The sequence below is a fragment of the Streptomyces sp. R33 genome (genome assembly GCF_041200175.1).
Classification (GTDB): domain Bacteria; phylum Actinomycetota; class Actinomycetes; order Streptomycetales; family Streptomycetaceae; genus Streptomyces; species Streptomyces katrae_B.
This window is the reverse complement of sequence record NZ_CP165727.1, coordinates 7,889,726-7,904,828: the sequence shown is the minus strand read 5'-3', so window position 1 is coordinate 7,904,828 and position 15,103 is coordinate 7,889,726. Positions and strand designations below refer to the sequence as shown.

The 15,103-nt window shown below is 71.9% G+C and carries 13 protein-coding genes; 7 read left to right on the top strand and 6 right to left on the bottom strand.

Translation table 11 applies throughout. The annotated features are described in order from the left end of the window. Positions 1–36: 36 nt before the first annotated feature. The 3 genes from AB5J51_RS36245 to AB5J51_RS36235 are packed head-to-tail and all read right to left on the bottom strand — an operon-like array spanning position 37 to position 3,682. Entirely contained in the window at positions 37–2,373 is a 2,337-nt protein-coding gene (locus AB5J51_RS36245) for an FtsX-like permease family protein (RefSeq protein WP_136223480.1), read from the bottom strand. Between the two features lie 2 nt (positions 2,374–2,375). Continuing rightward, on the bottom strand, positions 2,376–3,179 hold the full coding sequence (locus tag AB5J51_RS36240; RefSeq protein WP_369779652.1) for an ABC transporter ATP-binding protein: 804 nt from the start codon (positions 3,177–3,179) through the stop codon (positions 2,376–2,378). Beyond that, positions 3,176–3,682 carry a PadR family transcriptional regulator gene (locus AB5J51_RS36235; RefSeq protein WP_369779651.1) on the bottom strand — a complete coding sequence of 169 codons (507 nt, stop codon included), beginning with the start codon at positions 3,680–3,682 and terminating at the stop codon, positions 3,176–3,178. Before AB5J51_RS36235 ends, AB5J51_RS36240 begins: the two co-directional genes overlap by 4 nt. A gap of 168 nt (positions 3,683–3,850) precedes the next feature. On the opposite strand from AB5J51_RS36235, the gene AB5J51_RS36230 reads away from it, so the two are divergent. The 5 genes from AB5J51_RS36230 (at position 3,851) to AB5J51_RS36210 (ending at position 10,746) form a co-directional block, all read left to right on the top strand. After that, the gene (locus tag AB5J51_RS36230; RefSeq protein WP_133899130.1) at positions 3,851–5,125 is read left to right on the top strand and encodes an ABC transporter substrate-binding protein; all 1,275 of its coding nucleotides are present in this window, start codon (positions 3,851–3,853) and stop codon (positions 5,123–5,125) included. Positions 5,126–5,354: 229 nt separating this feature from the next. Further along, entirely contained in the window at positions 5,355–7,037 is a 1,683-nt protein-coding gene (locus AB5J51_RS36225) for a glycoside hydrolase family 13 protein (RefSeq protein WP_136223474.1), read from the top strand. Between the two features lie 81 nt (positions 7,038–7,118). Continuing rightward, positions 7,119–8,453: an ABC transporter substrate-binding protein gene (locus AB5J51_RS36220; protein WP_136223472.1), complete on the top strand. Its 1,335-nt coding sequence runs from the start codon at positions 7,119–7,121 to the stop codon at positions 8,451–8,453. An 11-nt stretch (positions 8,454–8,464) separates the two neighbouring features. Further along, a complete protein-coding gene (locus tag AB5J51_RS36215) occupies positions 8,465–9,814 on the top strand; it encodes an ABC transporter permease subunit (RefSeq protein WP_369779650.1) in 1,350 nt (449 codons plus the stop codon). Next, on the top strand, positions 9,811–10,746 hold the full coding sequence (locus tag AB5J51_RS36210) for a carbohydrate ABC transporter permease (RefSeq protein WP_078987438.1): 936 nt from the start codon (positions 9,811–9,813) through the stop codon (positions 10,744–10,746). Before AB5J51_RS36215 ends, AB5J51_RS36210 begins: the two co-directional genes overlap by 4 nt. Before the next feature lie 14 nt (positions 10,747–10,760). Here AB5J51_RS36210 and AB5J51_RS36205 read toward each other — a convergent pair whose 3' ends face one another. The 3 genes from AB5J51_RS36205 to AB5J51_RS36195 all read right to left on the bottom strand — a co-directional run bounded on the left by AB5J51_RS36205 (position 10,761) and on the right by AB5J51_RS36195 (position 13,595). Next, positions 10,761–11,024: a hypothetical protein gene (locus tag AB5J51_RS36205; protein ID WP_053787393.1), complete on the bottom strand. Its 264-nt coding sequence runs from the start codon at positions 11,022–11,024 to the stop codon at positions 10,761–10,763. Between the two features lie 321 nt (positions 11,025–11,345). Further along, entirely contained in the window at positions 11,346–12,002 is a 657-nt protein-coding gene (locus tag AB5J51_RS36200) for a maleylpyruvate isomerase N-terminal domain-containing protein (RefSeq protein ID WP_369779649.1), read from the bottom strand. A gap of 54 nt (positions 12,003–12,056) precedes the next feature. Then, positions 12,057–13,595 (bottom strand): carboxylesterase/lipase family protein, encoded by a 1,539-nt coding sequence (locus AB5J51_RS36195; protein ID WP_369779648.1) that lies wholly within the window; start codon positions 13,593–13,595, stop codon positions 12,057–12,059. Positions 13,596–14,068: 473 nt separating this feature from the next. Here AB5J51_RS36195 and AB5J51_RS36190 point away from each other — a divergent pair, with 473 nt between their 5' ends. After that, positions 14,069–14,500 (top strand): C40 family peptidase, encoded by a 432-nt coding sequence (locus AB5J51_RS36190; RefSeq protein ID WP_369780372.1) that lies wholly within the window; start codon positions 14,069–14,071, stop codon positions 14,498–14,500. A gap of 15 nt (positions 14,501–14,515) precedes the next feature. Continuing rightward, positions 14,516–15,064: a DinB family protein gene (locus AB5J51_RS36185; RefSeq protein ID WP_369779647.1), complete on the top strand. Its 549-nt coding sequence runs from the start codon at positions 14,516–14,518 to the stop codon at positions 15,062–15,064. The last annotated feature ends 39 nt before the right edge of the window (positions 15,065–15,103 follow it).

The following is a 15,103-nucleotide window of genomic DNA, read 5'->3' as shown; positions in this document are numbered from 1 at the left end:
CACTGACACCCACCTCCGGGCGCCGTTGCCCGGGCCTCAGAGCGTCTCGCTCAACGAGTCCGCCAGCCTGCGCCGCGCCGTCCGTGTCGCCGGTACCAGCGCCGCCGCCACCGCGCCTAGGACCGCCGCGGCGACCACCGTCAACAGCACGGGCAGCGGCGGCAGTTGGGCGATGCCCGCGCCGATCCCGCTCGACGCGCCCTGGGTGTCCACCAGCCAACCGCCGGACAGCGCCCCCACCGTCGTCCCCACCAGGGCGGAGGCCAGCGCGGTCAGTCCGGCGGCGGTCACGATCATCGCGCCGATCTGCCGGGGCGTCAGCCCGATCGCCTTCAGCGCGAGCAGGTCCCGGCCCCGGTCGCGTACGCCCGTGCTGATCAACGTCAGCAGTTCGATCAGCCCGATCAGCGCCAGCACCGCGATCAGGGCGGCGATCACTCCGCGCGCCGGTTCCAGCCGGTCCACCGGATTGGGCGTCTCCCGGACCTCCAGCGTTCCGCCCGCCGCCACGGCGAGCGCGGCGCTCACCGCCCTCGGGTCCGCGCCCTTGCGCAGTACCAGGGCGTGGTGGTCGGGCCGCAGCCCCGGATCGCGCTCCCGCAGTGCGTCGATGGTCGTGGTGATCACGCGGCCCCCGGATTCGGGTTCGATGGTGCGGCCGACGAGGTGCAGGATCTGCGGCCGTCCCTCGACCGTCATCCGCACCCACGCCCCGACCCGCACCCCGAGGAGGTCGAGCAGCCCCTGCCCGGCCACCGCCTCGTCCGGACCGCCGACCGCACGCCCTTCCACCACCTTGGAGGGGTACGGGTCCCGGGCCGTGCCCAGCCCGCGGAGCGTGATCGTGCCGGTCTGTCCCGGCACGAGCGCCGCCATCTCGGCGCCCGGATGGACCGCGGCGATGCCGGGGATCTCCGCGAGGGTCTGCTCCAGTTCCGCGTCGGACGACGCGGCGGGCTGTTCGGCCCGTACGGTCAGCGCCGCGGGCAGTCCCATCTGGGCGGGCCGGCTGCGGAACTGGTCCAGCGTCGACCAGGCGACGAGGGCGACCGTGATGAGGACCAGCGGCAGGGCGAGCCGGGCCACCGGTACGAGCGTCCGGCCCCGGCGCGGGAACGCCGCCCGCCACCCCAGGACCAGGGCCGCAGGCACCCGCATCCCGAGGGCCCGCCGCCCGAGCGCGGTGATCGGCGCGGCGGACGGCAGCGCGGCGCGGGCCACCGGCACCGGTGGCACCCGTCCGGCCCGCCAGGCCGAGAGCCCGGTGGCGGCCGCGATCAGCAGCACCGCGCCGCAGGGGACACCGATCATGATCGCGGTGTGGCCCGGCAGGTCCTGCCAGACCGCCGCCGCCTCCCCGATCCGGCCGGGTATCCGAGCGCCGAGCAGGGCGATCGCCGCCGTGCCGAGGGCCACGCCGAGGAGCGCGAAGGCCAGGTGCTGCACGAGGAAACCGCGGGTCACCTGACCCGGGGTGAAGCCGACGGCCTTGAGGACGGCGATGTCCCTCAGCTGGCCCCGCACCCGCGCGCCGATCGCACCGGCCGCGGCGAGCGCCGCCGCGAGCAGGGCGCCGAGCCCGAAGACGGCGAACATCTGGCCCAGGAGCCGGTCGTCGCCGCCCGCCTCGGCCCGCGCCTGCTGCCATTTGGTGACCTGGGCCACCCGGTCGGCGCCGAGTACGGTCACCGCGCGCTGGACGATGAAGTCGGTGTCGTCCGGATCCTCCAGGCGCAGGCCCACGCTCTGCCCGGTGTCTCCGCGGGCGATCCCGTCGAGGGTGGCGGAGAGCACCCAGCCGATGCCGGGCCCACCGCCCGGGTGGTAGCGGGGCTCTGCCACCTCGGCGATCCCGCTCACCTGCAGAGCGTGCGGGGCGCCGTCCGGGCCGGTGACCCGTACGGTGTCGCCCGGCTCGGCCCAGAGCGCCCGCGCGACCGAGGCTTCCAGTACGACGGTGCCGGTGCCGCTGTGGCCGCTCACGCGGTCGTCCGGCCGCGGGAACCAGCTGCCGGCGGTGACGAGCGGCCGACCCGTTTCCGGGGGCGCCGCCGGGGTCGCGCGCAGCGTCACCCCGACCCGCGCGCCGCGCGACTCGACCGTCGTCGCCGCGGTGCGGTAGGGCCCGGAGAGGGCTGCGACCCCGTCCACGCCGGACAGGGCGTCCGTGTCGGCCCCGGCGCGGGTCTGCAGCCAGATGTGCGCGCCGTGGGACTGGTTGAAGATCCGCTGCCAGGGGTTGGCGGCGTAGCTGAACAGTGCGCCGGCCAGCAGGAGCGAGGCGATGATCCCGGCGCTGGCCAGCACCACGAAGAGGGCTTCGCCTCGGTGTGCGCGGAAATCGGCGTGCGCCCAGCGCAGAGTGGCCCGCACGGTCACCGCTTCGGTTCCGGGTCCAGGTCCAGTACGCCGGACACGCCGCGGGCGGGCCCGCGCCGGCCGCCCCCGGCGAGCTGTGCGTCGTCGGCAATGCGCCCGTCGAAGAAGCTGATGACGCGGTCGGCGGCACTGGCCATCCGGGCGTCGTGGGTGACCATCATGATCGTCTGGCCGCGCTGGTGGAACCGGGAGAGCAGCCGCAGCACCTCGCGGGTGCCCTTGCTGTCGAGGCTGCCGGCCGGTTCGTCGGCGAGCAGCAGCGTGGGGTGGTTGACCAGGGCGCGGGCGAGTGCGACCCGCTGCTGTTCGCCGCCGGACAGCTCGCCGGGCATCGAGCGCTCGCGGCCTTCGAGGCCGAGTTCGGCCAGCAGTTCGGCGCGGGATGCGCGGGCGGCCTTCGGGGAGGCCCCCGCCAGCAGGGCGGGCAGTTCGACGTTGTCGGCGACGGTGAGGTTCGAGACGAGGTTGAAGAACTGGAAGACGACGCCGATGCTGCGGCGCCTGAGGACCGCCCAGCGGGCCTCGCGGTACTCGTCGACCCGCTCTCCGCCGAGCCACAGCTTCCCGCTGTCGGGCCGCTGGAGGCCGCCGATCAGATGCAGCAGCGTGGACTTGCCGGCTCCCGAAGGCCCGGTGACCGCGACGAACTCGCCGGGCTGCACGGACAGGTCCACCCCGCGCACGGCATGCACCGGTACGCCCTCGCCGTGGTGCGACTTGGTCAGACCCTCGGCGCGCACGATGGGCGGGGCGGGCACGGCAGGAGCGGTGGTGGCGTCGGTGGTGGCGTCGTCGCTCATTCCAGCTCCTCCTGACAGCGTTCCAGCCAGTCGAGGTCGGCCTGCAGGTGCAGCATGGCGCCCTCGATCAGCAGTTGGGAGATCTTGTTGTCGCGGTCCTCGGCCGCCGCCAGCTTGGACAGGTCCCGCATGGTGTTGAGGTACTGCCGCCGCTGCTTGTTGATCAGCGCGATCGGGTCGGCCAGACCCGACTGCGGTGCCAGGGCGAGCTTCATGAAGAACTCGTCCCGTACCCGGGGTTCCTCGGCGGTCTCCTCGAACCAGGCCACCACGGCCTCGCGCCCGGCGTCCGTCAGCCGGTACGTGCGCTTGTTGGGCCGGCCCGACTGCTCGACGTCCTCGCCCTCGATGAGGCCGCTCTTCTCCAGCCTGCCGAGGGTGACGTAGATCTGGCCGACGTTGGGCTGAGGGTACGCGGCGCCCAGGAGCTTCTCAAGGTCCTGCTTCAGCTCGTAACCGTGCGCAGGGCTACGGGTGAGGAGCGCAAGGAGCGCCAGCCGCACTCGCTCCCCCTCCTTCCCGCTCCGTAGTCAACGGTTCACTCGGCAGCGGACCGGATGCTGCCGCCCTACCCCTCGTCTGCCTGGACGTCTAGTATCGCCCATGCCTAACGGGTATATATAGGCCCCGATGGTCGGCAGCGCAGCCGGATCGTGCACTGGGAGGAATCTATGCGGTGGATGCGTGCCGCGGGTAGAGCTCTCCTGGTCGGTGCGGTGGTGCTGGCGGGGTACGCCGGTTTCGGTGTGCGCGCCGACGCGGGCGCCGCCTCCGGGAGCCGCGGTCCCCTGACGCTCGTGACCGCGGGCGATCTGACCGACTACCTCTCCCCGCTCCTGGACGACTGGAACGACGGCCATCCCGGCGAACGCGTCACGCTCGTCGAGCTGCCCGATTCGGCGGACGAGACCCGGGCCCAGATGATCAGCGAACTGCGGTCGGGCCGCGACCGGTTCGACGTACTGAACATCGACGTCGCCTGGACGTCCGAGTTCGCGGCGGCCGGGTGGATCTCGCCGCTCGAGCGCGATCGCTTCCCCCTGGACGCCTTCCTGCGGCCGGTCGTCGACACCGCGACCTTCGACGGCCGGCTGTACGCGGTCCCGTACGTCACGAACGCGGGGCTGCTCTACTACCGCAAGGACGTCCTGGACCGGGAGGGCGAGCAACCGCCGCGCACCTGGGCCGAACTGGTCCGCCAGGCGCGCACGATCGCCCCGAAGTACGGACTGGACGGCTATGCCGGTCAGTTCCTGCCCTACGAGGGGCTCACCGTCAACGTCACCGAGGCCGTGCACTCGGCGGGCGGTTCGATCCTGCGCGACGACGGCGCACGCGTGACGGTGGACTCGGATGCGGCGCGCGCCGGGCTGCGGTTCCTCGCGGACGGGGTGCGGGACGGCTGGATCTCCCGCGAGGCGCTCGGCTACAAGGAGGAGGAGTCGCGGCAGGCGTTCCAGGACGGCCGGCTGCTCTTCCTGCGGAACTGGCCGTACGTGTACGCGGACGCGGGCGCGAGCGGGTCGAAGGTCGCGGGCAGGTTCGGCGCCGTGCCGCTGCCCGGACCCGACGGGCCGGGCACCAGCGTGCTGGGCGGCTCCAACCTCGCCGTGAGCAGCCATGCGCGGCATCCGGCGTCGGCGGCCGATCTGATCTCCTACCTCACCAGTGAACGGGTGCAGCGGAAGGTGCTCACCGAGGGCTCGCTGCCGCCGGTGCGCGCCGCGCTGTACGAGGATCCCGAGCTGATCCGCGCGTATCCGTACCTGCCCACGCTCCGCGAGAGCGTGCTGTCGGCCGTGCCACGCCCGAAGAGCCCGCGCTACGACCAGGTGAGCCTCGCCGTGCAGGCCGTGGCGCAGGACGTGATGGCGCTGCGCCAGACGCCCGAGCAGGCGACGGCGCGGCTTGCGCGCGAGCTCGGACCCCTGTCCCGCAAGGGCTGACCGCACCACTCCGCTTCCTCCACTCCTCCACTCCCCCGAGGGCCTCTACTTACATGTTAAGTAGAGGCCCTTCGTCGTGCATGTAGCTATTTAGGTACAAACCACCCCAGCTTTTCGCTGTTTCTGGACACATCGTTGACACCTTCCCGTCGCTGCTACTTAACATGCATGCATAACAGCGCACCCGATCCGGGACGCTCTCGCATTCAGCAGAACAGGTCGACGCGAGATGCTCAGCACCCTTCCGGCCGACACCGGCCACCCCTCCCGCACCACCACCCCGGCTGCCCCCTGGTGGCGCGACGCGGTGATCTACCAGGTCTACGTCCGCAGCTTCCTCGACAGCACCGGGGACGGCATCGGCGACCTGGCCGGCGTCCGGGCCGGGCTCCCCTACCTGCGGAAGCTCGGTGTCGACGGCATCTGGCTCAGCCCCTTCTACCCGTCCCCGCAGCACGACCACGGCTACGACGTCGCCGACTACTGCGGTGTCGATCCCGTCTACGGCGACCTCGCCGAGTTCGACCGGCTGGTGGCCGACGCTCGCCGGCTCGGGCTCAAGCTGCTGCTCGACATCGTCCCCAACCACTGTTCGAGCGAGCACCCGTGGTTCCTGGAGGCGCTCGCCGCCGCGCCGGGCAGTGCGCCGCGCTCCCGTTTCCACTTCGCGCCCGGCCGCGGCCCGAGCGGGGCCGAGCCGCCCAACAACTGGCGCGCCATGTTCGGCGGTCCCGCCTGGAGCCGGACCACCGGGCCCGACGGCACCCCCGGCGAGTGGTACCTGCACCTCTTCACGCCCGAGCAGCCCGACCTGAACTGGCGCGACCCGGCCGTGGGCGACGAGTTCGAGCAGGTGCTGCGCTTCTGGCTGGACCGTGGTGTCGACGGCTTCCGCATCGACGTCGCGGCCGGACTGTTCAAGCACCCCGAGCTGCCCGATTCGGACGACCCCGGAGCCGACGAGCGCGCCCGCGACGCCGTCAACCAGCTGGCCTGGAACCAGCCCGAGGTGCACGACGTGTGGCGCCGCTGGCGCGCGGTGTGCGAGGAGTACACCGCGCGGGACGGCCACGAGCGGCTGCTGGTCGGGGAGGTGTCCGTGCCCACCGCACGCGAACACGCCGCGTACGTCCGCCCCGACGAACTGCACCAGGCGTTCTTCTTCGACCTGCTCAGCGCGCCCTGGGACGCAGACGCCTTCCGCGCGACGATCACCGAGGCGATACGCGACATCGCCGGCACCGGCTCCACCGTCACCTGGGTGCTCAACAACCACGACCAGGTCCGTACGGTCACCCGGTACGCGGGCGAACCCGGGGTGGGAGGCAGCGGACTGGGAGCCGCCCGGGCCCGCGCCGCCGCCCTTCTGATGCTCGCGCTGCCCGGCGCCGCGTACGTCTACCAGGGCGAGGAGCTCGGCCTGCCCGAGGTGCTCGACCTGCCGGACGAGGTCCTCACCGACCCGATCTTCCACCGCACCGGCAGCCGCAGACACGTCCGGGACGGCTGCCGCGTGCCGCTGCCCTGGTCGGGACACGCCTCCCCGTTCGGCTTCAGCCAGGGCGTGGCCGACGCCAGACCGTGGCTGCCGCAGCCCGAGTGGTTCGCCGAGCACGCCACCGACCGTGCCCTGGCCGACACCCGTTCCTTCTGGCACCTCTACCGTGACGGCCTCCAGCTGCGGCGCAGCCTGCCACAGCTCGGCGAGGGCGCTCTGCGCTGGCTGGACGCACCCCCGCAGGTGCTGGCCATCGCCCGCGGCGACGGCCTGATCTGCGCGGTCAACTTCGGCACGGAGCCGGTGCCCGCGCCGGTCGCCGGGACCCCGCTGCTCGCGAGCGGCCCCTGCCCCGACGGTGTCCTCCCCGCGGCGACCGCCGCCTGGTGGACGGCCGAGTGCCCGAACCCCTGACCCCACCCGCCGGCTTCCCCACCCGCCTGCCTCCCACCTGCCGACCTCCCGACCTCCCGACCTCCAGAAACGGACCTCATCATGCGACGACCCGGCAAGACGACCCGACGGACCGCGGCCACCGCATCGGCGGCCCTCGCCCTCGCCCTCGGCGCCACCGCCTGCGGCGGCGCAACCACCGGACCCGCGAGCGGCGGCGAACTGAGCGGCCAGACCGTGACCGTGGCCGGTGTCTGGACCGGCAGCGAGCAGAAGAACTTCAAGAAGGTCCTGGACGCCTTCACCGAGAAGACCGGCGCCAAGACGGTCTTCGTGCCCTCCGGCGACAACGTCTCCACCTTCGTCGGAAGCAAGATCGAGGGCGGCAACGCGCCCGACGTGGTGATGGTTCCCCAGGTGGGCGTGCTCCGGCAGTTCGCCAAGGAGGGCTGGCTGCTGCCCCTGTCCGACCAGGCCGCCAAGACGGCCGGCTCCTCCCTCGCCCCGGTGTGGAAGGACTACGGCACCGTCGACGGCCAGTACTACGGCCTGTACTTCAAAGCCGCCCACAAGTCGACGGTCTGGTACGCCCCGGACGCCTTCGCCCAGGCCGGCGTCAGCGAGCCCAAGAGCTACACCGACCTGCTGAAGGCCGGCCGCACCCTCGCCGATTCCGGCCGCCCGGCCTTCGCCATAGCCGGCGAGGACGGCTGGACCCTCACCGACTGGTTCGAGAACATCTACCTCTCGCAGGCCGGCCCGGAGAAGTACGACCAGCTCGCCCAGCACAAGCTCAAGTGGACCGACGACAGCGTCGTCAAGGCGCTGACCACCCTCGGTGAACTGTTCAAGGACAAGCAGCTCGTCGCCGGCGGCGCCCAGAGCGCGCTCGGCACCGACTTCCCCTCGTCGGTCGAGCAGGTCTTCGGCCCCGAGCCCAAGGCGGGCATGGTCTACGAGGGTGACTTCGTCGGCGGGGTCGCCAAGGACCAGTTCGGCAAGAAGCTCGGGGAGGACGCCAAGTTCTTCCCGTTCCCCGCGGTCGACGGCGGCACGACGCCGGTGGTCAGCGGCGGTGACGCGGCCGTCGTCCTCAAAGACGCCAAGAACGGCAAGGCCGGCATGAAGCTGCTCGAATTCCTGGCCGGCCCCGAGGCCGCCGAGGTCTGGGCCGGCGCCGGCGGCTTCCTGTCCCCGAACACCCGGGTCGACCTCGCCGCGTACGGCGACGACACCACCCGCAGCACCGCCAAGTCGCTGGTCGCGGCGGGCAACTCGGTCCGCTTCGACATGTCGGACCAGGCGCCGGCCGCGTTCGGCGGCACCAAGGGCGCGGGCGAATGGAAGCTCCTCCAGGACTTCCTGCGCGACCCGTCGAACCCGCAGGGCACGGCCGCGGAGCTCGAGGCCGCTGCCGCCAAGGCGTACGGGAACTGAGGCGGCCCACCATGGCTGACACCCTGACCGCCCCCATCCGGAGCACCCGCGCCGCGGCGAACCCGCGGCGTCTGGCCCAGCGAAGGAAACGCCGCCTCGCGATCGTCTTCGTGCTGCCGGCCCTGCTGCTGCTCGGCGCGCTGGTCGTCTACCCGGTCGTCTTCTCCATCGGCCGCAGTCTCTTCGACGCCAGCGGCGACCGCTTCGTCGGCGCCGGGAACTACGCGGCGATCATCGACGACCCGGCCACCCTCAAGGCGATCCGCAACAGCACCATCTGGGTCGTCGTCGCCCCTCTCCTGCTGACCGGACTCGGGCTGATGCTCGCCGTGCTCACCGAGAAGGTGCGCTGGGCGACCGCGTTCAAGCTGGTCCTCTTCCTGCCGATGGCCGTGTCCTTCCTCGCCGCGGGCATCGTCTTCCGGCTCGCCTACGAGCAGGACCCGAACCGGGGCGTGCTCAACGCCGTCGTCGTCGGCGTCCACGACACCTTCGACGACACCGCCGCCTACCCGACGGCCCGGGCCCGCGAGGGCCAGGGCCTGACGGGCCGGGCTGGCGGCCCGTACAGCACCGAGCAGACCGTACGCCCCGGCAGTTCGGTCAACCTCGGCTTCGTCGGGGTGGCACCCGGCGCGATACCCGCCGACGCGAAGGCCGCGGCCACCGCGACGCCCGGTGCGGACGGGATCGGGGGCGTCGTCTACCTCGACTTCGCCCCCGGCGGCGCCGGTACGCCGGGCAAGGTCGACCCGGGCGAGAAGGGCCTGCCCGGCATGACGGTCGAGGCCGTACGGGACGACGGCCGGGTGGCCGCGACCACGACCGCCGCCGCCGACGGGTCGTTCCGCTTCACCGGGCTGGCCGACGGCGCGTACACCGTACGACTGCCCGCGGCCAACTTCGCGGCGCCCTACCAGGGTGTGAACTGGCTCGGCCCGGCGCTGGTGACGCCGGCCATCATCGGTGCGTACCTGTGGGTGTGGACCGGCTTCGCGATGGTCCTGATCGGCGCCGGGCTTGCGGCGATCCCGCGCGATGCGCTGGAGGCGGCGCGGATGGACGGTGCTACCGAGGGCCAGATCTTCCGCAGGATCACCGTGCCGCTGCTCGCGCCCGTGCTCACCGTGGTGTTCGTGACCCTGGTGATCAACGTGATGAAGGTCTTCGACCTCGTCTACATCATCGCGCCGGGACCGGTCCAGGAGGAGGCGAACGTACTGGCCACACGGATGTGGCTGGTCTCCTTCGGCGGCGGCAACGACCAGGGGCTCGGCAGCGCGCTGAGCGTGGTGCTCCTGCTGCTGGTCGTCCCGGCGATGGTCTTCAACATCCGGCGTTTCCGAAGGAGCGGAGCATGAGCAGCCACAGCACCATCGAGCGCCGCAGGCCCCGGCGGGTCACACCACCGGTGAGGCCCGTCCCGGCCCCGTCCGCGCACGGACCGCGCCGCAGGAGCCGGCTGTCGCGCCTGCTGGGCAGCTCGGTCGTCCAGGGCCTGCTGATCCTGGTCGCCCTGGTGTGGATCACCCCGCTGGCGGGCCTGTTCCTGTCCTCGATGCGCTCCGAGCGGGACAACGCCTCCGACGGCTGGTGGACCGCGCTGACCGATCCGTCGCAGCTGTCCCTGGACAACTACGGCGCCCTGCTGAAGGACTCCGGCATCGCGGAGGCGTTCGGGAACACCGTCCTGATCTCGGTCCCCACCACCGTCCTCGTGGTCGGCATCGCGGCACTCGCCGGATACGCCTTCGCTTGGCTGGACTTCCCCGGCCGGGACGGCATCTTTCTCGTGGTCGTCGGGCTGCTGGTCGTCCCCGTGCAGATCGGGCTGCTGCCCGTGGCCAAACTCTTCGGCGCGGTCGGACTGTTCGGCACGATCGCCGGCGTCGTCCTGTTCCACGTCGCGTACGGGCTGCCCTTCGCGGTCTTCCTGCTGCGCAACTACTTCGCCGAGATACCGCGCGAGATGCTCGAAGCCGCCCGGATGGACGGCGGCTCCGAGTGGCGCATCTTCTCGCGGCTCGTGCTGCCGCTGGGCCGGCCGGCCATCGCGAGCCTGGCCATCTTCCAGTTCCTCTGGGTCTGGAACGACATGCTCGTGGCGCTGCTCTTCGCGGACAGCGGGTCCCAGCCGCTCACGGTCGCACTGCAGTCCCAGATGCGGCAGTTCGGCAGCAACATCGGCGTCCTCGCGCCGGGAGCGTTCCTGTCGCTGGTGGTCCCGCTCGTCGTCTTCTTCGCCTTCCAGCGGCACTTCGTCCAGGGCGTGATGGCCGGCTCGGTGAAGTAACGGACGGGGTGCGGCTACGGAGTGGCCGGGGCGGGGGTGCGGGGCATGATGCGCATGCGGTCCCCGTCGAACGACACCGTCTCGCCCGGCAGGATCAGCAGGCCGGATTCGCCGTCCTGGCAGGCGCGGCCGATGCGGCGGACCTGGACCGCCGGGCCCAGCACCCCGGCCATGAAGACGGTCGGGTCGACCTCCCACCCCCGTGCGTCCAGCCAGCGCTCCAGCGCCTCGCTGTCCGCACTCTCCGCTCCGCGCGGCCAGTCGTACGTGCTCGCCATGCCTACCCCCTGTAGCCGGACTGATCACCGCGCCAGATGGTGCCACCCGCCTCCGACAGCCGCACGGCAATACCAGGGCCCCCGTACGTCGCCGTACCGGCGCAGCCTGCGGGATCCATGGCGGAAGCCGGGGCTCCTCTGGGGATCGAAGGCGGATGCCCGCTACGCCTTGAATCCGTCAACGACCCCTGTGAGCGACACCACTGACGCTCTGAAAGGCATCCCCCTGGTGGCGCTGGTGGTCGCACGGTTCGCGGACCGCATCCCGCTCGGCGGCTCCTCCCCTCCATGGGCCTCGAGGCGGGCCGGCTCCGGGGGCGGTCAGCCGAGGAAGAGCGGCAGTTTCGCCGCCGACTCGCCGAGTTCGGCCCGCTCCGCTTCGGTCGGGGCCCGGCGGCCGGTGCCGATCAGGAGGGCGTCCTTGTCGGTGAACGACGCGGGGAAGGGGGCGCCGGCGATCTCCTCCAGCATCGCGCGGGACCGGGCCGACCCCTCCGGGGGCGGTTCCGCCGCGTCCGGGAGGTGCGCGATCAGGTCGAGGTGGTGCAGCGTCCATTCCAGGACGTACGCGGTGAGGTAGTCGCCCACGGTGAGCACCTCGCCTCGGGTGCTCACCCGTGCGCCCGGGTCGGCCAGTTCCGCGGCGCGTCCGGCGGCGGAGCCGACGTCGTCGAGGTGGAACGTGAGCAGGCGAGGTTCCTCGTACGCGGCGGCCAACCGGACGATCAGCGCGTCGAGCGGGTCCTCGCCGGTCGGCGGCCGGTCCTCGACGTTCCAGTAGGTCACCGCGTCGACGGTCGGTTCCGCTTCGGCGGGGGTGGCGAGGGTGATCAGGACGTCCTGGGCGTCGATGATCAGGTGGCACACCAGGTCCCGTACGAGCCAGCCGGTGCAGCCGGAAGGCTGCTCGAAGGCCTTGTCCGGGAGCGCGGCGACCGTCGCGTGCAACGCCGTCCAAGAGCGTGAGAAGAGGTCCACACCGGCACGGTAGTGCGGAGCCGGAACGCCGGACAAGCCGCACTCCGTCGGACGCTACCCGCCGATCAGCGGCAGCACGGGGATGGTGTGGTCCTGCCAGATGAGCCGGGAGGCGTCCTCCGGGTAGGCGGTGACGGCCGGTCGGGTGTCGAACAGCCGGGCAAGGCGTCGACCGGTGTCGTACACGGGCCACCCGGGGTCGCCGTGGGCGGCGAACGAGGTCCATGCAGCGCGCATGCGGGCGGACAGGGCCTCCGCCTCCGGGGACGGCGCCTGGCCGATCAGCATGGCCGGCTGACCCCGGTCCAGGTTGCCGAAGACGAGCGGTACGTCGAGGCCGTGGCAGGCGCCGAACGCGCCGCCCATGCCGGGGGCGGGCCAGGTCAGTTCGTAGACGTGTGCCCGGCCGCCGGCCGCCGTCTGGGCCTCGGCGAGGTGCAGCGTCGGCATGCGGAACAGCCAGTCCGAATGCACCAGCTCGTACAGCTCGTCCGGGCCCGCGGCCGGGAAGGCCTCGCGGTAGCGGCGCGCGCCGTCCGGGCCCGGGGCGAAGAGGCGGAGGGCGCTCGCCGCCTGCTCCTCGGTCACCTGGCCCAGCAGACCGTCGAGGGCGGTGAACAGGCGCTGCTCCTCGCGGGTATGGCCGACGAGGAGTTCGACATCGCGGCCGGCGCCGTCGGTCAGGGCCTGCCACGGGGTGACGGCCAGGACGTCACCGTCGACGACGGGTGAGAAGGGGATCGACCGGTGCGCGGCCGGTCCCCAGCGATCCGCCCACCGGTCCATCTTGGCGCTGACCGCATCACCGGCGGTGGACAGGCGGTGCGGAGCAACACCGGACAGGTCGGCCACCGTGGGCCGCAGCCCCAGCTCGGCGGCGCAGGCGGCGGTGATGTCCGCGGCGAGCTCGCGCGAGAAGTACGTGCCCTGCGCGCTCTGTGCAACGGCCCGGCGGAAGAGCCCCGTTGCGCGGTCCGTCGCCAGCAGCGCGGCAACCGAACCGCCGCCCGCCGACTGGCCGAAGACCGTGACCCGGTCCGGGTCGCCGCCGAACGCCCGGATGTTGTCGCGCACCCACTCGAGAGCGGCGACCTGGTCGAGCAGCCCCCGGTTTGCCGGAGCCCCCTCGATCTGCGCGAAACCCTCGATGCCCACACGGTAGTTGAAGGTCACCACGACGACGCCGCCGTCCCGCGCGAGCCGGCCGCCGTCGTACTCGGGGAGGCCGGACATGCCGATCACGTAGGCACCGCCGTGGATCCACACCATCGCCGGCAGGCCGGCGTCCGGGCCGGGGTCGGGCGACCAGACGTTGACCGTGAGCCAGTCGTCGCCCGCCGTGTCCTGCGCCAGCGCATCCATGCCGAACACACCGGCCTGCGGGGGTGGTGGACCGTACGAGACCGCCTCCCGCACCCCGCTCCAGCCCTCCGCCTGCCGTGGCGCGGCGAAGCGCAGCGCGCCGACCGGGGGCGTGGCGTACGGGATGCCGCGGAAGACCGCCACGCCCGCTTCCCGGGTCCCGCGCAGCGCGCCGGCGGCCGCGCGGACTTCGGGCCCGGGCTCGGAGGACTCGTACGCGGCAGCGGTCATCACGGTTCCCCTCGGACGGGTCGACGGGGCTCACGGCGGCCCCGGACCCTGCGCATCATCCGCCGTCCCCGGATGCGGCGCCAACCATTTACGGCTGCCTCCCACACCGGCACGGGGTGCTGCCGGCACGGTCGAAAGGATCACTGTGTGAGGGCAACGCCCCTGGTGATCGATGGGTAACGCCTGCCCGGAGCGAGCCGGTGGATCACCCCTCCGGACGTTTGTCTGGAATGTCATCCATTACTACAAATTCGGACAATTTTACCCAACTGAGATACTTGGAGCCGTGTCCGGTGGTCGCAACTTCCGGTTTGTCGGAGAAAACTGGTCCGCCATCGAGAGCCAATACGCATGTCACCGACGCAGAACCTCACCCGGGACTGTTTCAGCAAACCAATGCGGAGGTATCACGATTGAGCTGCACCAGGACGGACAACCGAAAACCTGCAAACGGCCACTTGACGAACCGTCGCATCGCCGCGGCGTTCACGTTCTTCCTCATAATCTCGCTGGCCGTCTTCACCGGACCCGCCGCCCAAGCCGAGGCGGCCTCACCGTACGGCGCCAAGGCCGTCGAAATCGCAGCCTCCAAGCGGGGCGCGCCGTACGTCTACGGGGCCACGGGGCCGAGGGAATTCGATTGCTCGGGCCTCACGCTCTACGCCTTTAAAGAAGCCGGCCGGAAGCTTCCCCGTACGGCCGACGAACAATACGAAGGTACGCGCCACATCCCACGCGTTCAGCGCGTGCCGGGCGATCTCGTCTTCTTCCCCGCAGGCGCGACCATAGGACATGTGGGAATCTACGCCGGTCACGACAAGATCTGGCACGCCCCGCGGCCGGGCACGCGCGTCCGGCTCGAGCGCATCTGGAGCGGCAACGTCCGCTATACCCGTGCCACCTGAGCAGGAGGCAGAGCGATGACCGATGCACCCGCGCCCCAGCACTACTCACCCCGGTGGAACGGGGACACCCGCACGGCTCCGCCTGACGTGGGCGGCGAGCGGGAAACGCTGAGCGCGGTCCTGGACTGGCAGCGGGCCACCTTCGAGCTCAAGTGCGCCGGCCTGTCCCCCGAGCAGCTGTCCGAGAAGGCCGTGGCGGCGTCCGCGCTCTCCCTGCACGGCCTGCTCCGGCACCTGTCCGGCGTCGAGCGCTGGTGGTTCCGTATCCAGTTCGCCCACGAGGACGTCCCGCTGCTCTACTACTCCGACGACGACCCCGACCAGGACTTCGAGAGCCTGGACGGTGACGTCGAGGAGGCCTTCGCCGTGTGGCGGGCGGAATGCGAACGATCCCGGCAGATCACTGCCGCCGCAGCCTCGCTGGACGAAACGGGGATCCGCAAGAGGACCGGCGAGCCGATCTCACTGCGCAGGATCATGGTCGACATGATCGCGGAGTACGCCCGGCACAACGGTCATGCGGACCTCCTCCGCGAAGGGATCGACGGCGCGACGGGGATTTGACCCGGCAGGCTGTCCCGGTCGGGATGCCGCGAGGCATCC